The organism is Phenylobacterium sp., from assembly GCF_031425575.1.
GTDB lineage: Bacteria > Pseudomonadota > Alphaproteobacteria > Caulobacterales > Caulobacteraceae > Phenylobacterium.
Genome location: NZ_JANPJP010000216.1, coordinates 1 through 3,955 on the forward strand (window position 1 = coordinate 1; position 3,955 = coordinate 3,955).

Consider the following 3,955-nt stretch of genomic DNA (forward strand, 5'->3'; position numbering starts at 1 on the left):
GTGACGCTCGGCGTGATGGCGGCCCTGAAGCAGAACGGCTGGGTGGACTTCGGCGTCATGGGGGTGGCGATCATCGGGGTCTGCATCCCCACCTTCGTCACCGCGCCGCTGCTGGTGCTTCTGTTCGGCTCGATCCTGCAGTGGCTGCCCAACGGCGGGTGGAACGACGGAGCGATTCAGAACCTGATCCTGCCCATCACCGTCCTGGCCCTGCCGCAGATCGCCATCATCTCGCGCCTGACCCGGGCCGGCATGATCGAGGTGCTGCACTCCAACTACGTCCGTACAGCCCGCGCCAAGGGTCTTCCCGCTCACCGGGTGGTGTTCAAGCACGCCCTGCGCGCCGCCATCCTGCCCCTGGTGAGCTACCTCGGCCCCGCCTGCGCGGGCCTGCTCACCGGCTCCCTGGTGGTGGAGAAAATCTTCAACCTGCCGGGGCTCGGAAAGTTCTTCGTGATCTCCGCCCTGCAGCGCGACTACACCGTCGTCATGGGCATGGTGATCTTCTACGCCGCCCTGATCCTGTTCCTGAACCTGGTCGCCGACCTGCTCTATGCGGTCCTCGATCCCCGCGTGAGGCTGTCGTGAGCACTCCTATCCTCGCTCCCGGCTCGCGCGAAGGCGCGGCCCTCATGGAGACCGCCGTCAAGGGGCGCAGCCTATGGGACGACGCCCGGCGTCGCCTGCTGCGCAACTGGGGCGCGGTCGGCGGCATGATCATGCTGGCCATCCTGGTGCTGGTGGCGGTGATCGGGCCCTATGTGACTCCCTTCGCCTATGACCAGATCAACAAGAACGACGTCTGGGCCGCGCCGCTGACCGGCGGTCACCTGCTGGGCGCCGACTCGCTGGGCCGGGACCTGCTGGCGCGGCTGCTGATGGGCCTTCGGGTTTCCCTGTCCATCGGCCTCATCGCAACCCTGGTCTCCCTGGTGATCGGGGTCGCCTGGGGCGCGGTGGCGGGCTTTGTCGGCGGGGTCGTCGACGAGGTGATGATGCGCATCGTCGACGTGCTCTATTCGCTGCCCTTCATCTTCTTCGTCATCCTGCTGATGGTGACCTTCGGCTCCAACATCATCCTGATCTTCATCGCCATTGGTGCAGTGGAGTGGCTGACCATGAGCCGGATCGTGCGCGGCCAGACCCTGTCGCTCAAGCACAAGGAGTTCGTCGAGGCGGCCCGGGCGGCGGGCCTGACCCAAGGCGCGATCATCACCAAGCACATCGTGCCCAACCTGCTGGGCCCGGTGGTGGTCTATGTGACCCTGACCATCCCCGCCGTCATCCTGGCCGAGAGCTTCCTCAGCTTCCTGGGCTTAGGCGTGCAGCCGCCCATGGCCTCTCTCGGCACCCTGATCGCCGGCGGCGCCCAGGACATGGAGCTGGCCTGGTGGCTGCTGGTCTTCCCGTCGCTGACCATGGTCATCACGCTGATGAGCTTCAACTTCATCGGCGACGGCCTGCGCGACGCCATCGATCCCAAGGACCGGTGAGCTACTTCACCCGGCGCGCCCGCATAGCCCGCATGCCGTCGACGCTGAGGAAGTAGCCGCCCACCGCGCCCTTGCGCACCTCGGCCTTGGCGCCGACCTTTGGCGCGCGCGGCAGGATCTCGGTGTCGTTCTGCGCCCACAGCGCGCCGCCCTCCAACTCCAGGAGCCAGCGGCCGTCGCCCTGCTTGCTGACCTTGGTGATGGTGGTGAGCACCCGGTCCAGTTCCTCGGGCTTTTCGCCACGGTCGAACATCGCCATGGAGGGGAGGGCGAAGCCAAAGGCCTGCTTACGGGCGGTCCGCGCCTGCTCGCGATCCACCACGACGATGTCGCCCTTCTTCTCCGCGACGTCCAGGCTGGACACGGCGGCGTCGTAGCAGGCCAGCCGCTCGGCCGCGTCGGTCTTGCCCTTGCAGTCGATCACGCTCTGCAGGACGGCGGTGCGCGGCGCGGTCTGGGCCCCGGCCGCTCCAGAGACGCCGGCCAGACCGAAGGCGACCAGACCGAAGGCGGCCAGCTTTAAGCGCGTGGAAAACTGTGTCATCCGTGACCCCATGATCTCAATTTCCCGCATTGATAAGACGCTATGGTCGCGCGGCAAGCCGATCATTTTGGCGCTCACGGCCTTTTCGCTTCTGGCCCTGACCGGCTGCACGCAAAAAGTCTCGCGTCCGGACTGTCCGGCCGGAAAGATCTGCCTGCAGGTGGGCAACGGCTCGGAGCCGGCCAGCCTGGATCCGCACAAGACCACCGGCACCTGGGAAGACCGCATCATCTCCGACCTGATCGTCGGGCTGACAACGTCGGACATCGACGGCAAGTCGATCCCGGGCATGGCCGAGCGCTGGACCAGCAGTCCCGACGGCAAGACCTGGACCTTCTATCTGCGGGACGCCGTCTGGTCTGACGGGGAGCCGGTCACCGCCGACGACTTCGTCTTCTCCCTGCGCCGCCTCCTGGATCCGAAGACGGCGGCGGAATACGCCTCGCTGATCTACTTCATCAAGAACGCCCAGCCGGTGAACGAGGGCAAGCTGCCGGGCGCCGAACTGGGCGTGCGCGCCGTTTCGCCCAAGGTGCTGGAGATCACCCTGGAGCATCCGGCCCCCTACATCACCGAGTTGGCCAAGCATCAGACCATGCTGCCTGTGCCCAAGCACGTCGTGGAGAAGTGGGGCGACGCCTGGAGCCAGCCGGGCAACTACGTCTCCAACGGCCCCTACATGCTGAAGAGCTGGACCCTGGGGGACCACGTCGGCGTGGTGAAGAACCCGCGCTTCTACGACGCGGCGAACGTCTGCATCGATCAGATCAACTACTATCCCACCAATGACGCCATCGGCGCCGAACGCCGCGTTCTGCGTGGCGAACTCGACATGAACGCCGACATCCAGTCCAACCGCATCGCCTTCCTGCGCGAGCGGATGCCGGAATACGTTCACACCAACACCTATCTCGGCGTCGCCTATCTGGCCTTCAACAGCTCGGTCCCGGCCTTCAAGGACAGGCGCGTGCGCCTGGCCCTCGACATGGCCATCGACCGGGAATTCATCACCGGCAAGCTGCTGCGCGGCGGTCAAACCCCGGCCTATACCTTCGTGCCGCCGGGCGTGGCGAACTACACCCCTGCCGCGCCGCCGGTCTGGTCCACCTGGTCTCTGGAGAAGCGGCAGGCCGAGGCCCGTCGCCTGCTGGCGGCGGCGGGTTATGGTCCGAAAAACCCACTGAAGATCGAGATCAAACACCGCAACAGCCCTGATCCAATGCTGTTCATGCCGGCGGTTCAAGCCGATTGGAAGGCCATAGGGGTCGATACGGCCCTGATGCAGAACGAGACTCAGATCGCCTACGCGTCCTATCGCTCGCGGGACTTCCAGGTGGCCGACGCCGCCTGGATCGCCGACTACAACGACGCCATGAGCTTCCTCTATCTGCAGCAGTCCTCCACCGGATCGCAGAACTATGGCGACTACAAGAACCCGGTGTTCGACGCTCTGCTGGCCCGGGCAGATAACGAGCCGGACGTGAACGCGCGTGCGAGATACCTCGCCCAGGCCGAGCAGATCATGCTGAACGACGCCACCGTCGCGCCGATCTTCTTCTACGTGAACAAGAACCTGGTCTCGCCGAAGATCACCGGCTGGAAGGCCAACCTGGTGGACCATCACCGGTCGCGCTGGCTCTGCATGCCGCGGACGGCCGGCTGACCTCAGGGATTGGCTTGGCGTCGGCGGGGCCCACAAACGCGGCCCGGCGTCACACCGCACGAGGCGAAATGAGGCGAAAACTCGCCATGAGCTCGGACTTCAGCGTGCGATGGACCCGCAAATGAGGTCGCCTGTGCCCCAGAGCGCCACTATAACTTGAAGTTGCGGGGGCAAAATCGGCGAAAAACGCCCCCGGAAGGTCGAATCTTGCGCTGACGTTGCGGCTTGGCGTAATCTGTGACCAGAATGCGACAG

4 protein-coding genes are annotated in these 3,955 nt (G+C 65.5%); 3 read left to right on the forward strand and 1 reads right to left on the reverse strand.

Annotated elements, in window-relative coordinates:
• Both RMO97_RS12430 and RMO97_RS12435 read left to right on the forward strand, forming a co-directional pair.
• Window positions 1-588: ABC transporter permease subunit (locus tag RMO97_RS12430; protein ID WP_310541384.1), on the forward strand; the 588-nt coding region annotated here is incomplete at its 5' end.
• The gene (locus RMO97_RS12435) at window positions 585-1,493 is read left to right on the forward strand and encodes an ABC transporter permease subunit (RefSeq protein ID WP_310541385.1); all 909 of its coding nucleotides are present in this window, start codon (window positions 585-587) and stop codon (window positions 1,491-1,493) included. The genes RMO97_RS12430 and RMO97_RS12435, both read left to right, overlap by 4 nt.
• Window position 1,494: 1 nt before the next feature.
• Here the strand turns inward: RMO97_RS12435 and RMO97_RS12440 are convergent, their stop codons facing one another.
• The gene (locus RMO97_RS12440; protein ID WP_310541386.1) at window positions 1,495-2,037 is read right to left on the reverse strand and encodes a hypothetical protein; all 543 of its coding nucleotides are present in this window, start codon (window positions 2,035-2,037) and stop codon (window positions 1,495-1,497) included.
• Between the two features lie 10 nt (window positions 2,038-2,047).
• Between RMO97_RS12440 and RMO97_RS12445 the strand changes: the two genes are divergently transcribed.
• The gene (locus tag RMO97_RS12445; protein ID WP_310541387.1) at window positions 2,048-3,700 is read left to right on the forward strand and encodes a peptide ABC transporter substrate-binding protein; all 1,653 of its coding nucleotides are present in this window, start codon (window positions 2,048-2,050) and stop codon (window positions 3,698-3,700) included.
• Window positions 3,701-3,955 lie beyond the last annotated feature (255 nt).

Bases quoted from the DNA above. Each gene is read 5' to 3' on its own strand.
- RMO97_RS12445 (WP_310541387.1), top strand. From the start codon at position 2,048: ATGATCTCAATTTCCCGCATTGATAAGACGCTATGGTCGCGCGGCAAG.
- RMO97_RS12440 (WP_310541386.1), bottom strand. From the start codon at position 2,037: ATGACACAGTTTTCCACGCGCTTAAAGCTGGCCGCCTTCGGTCTGGTC.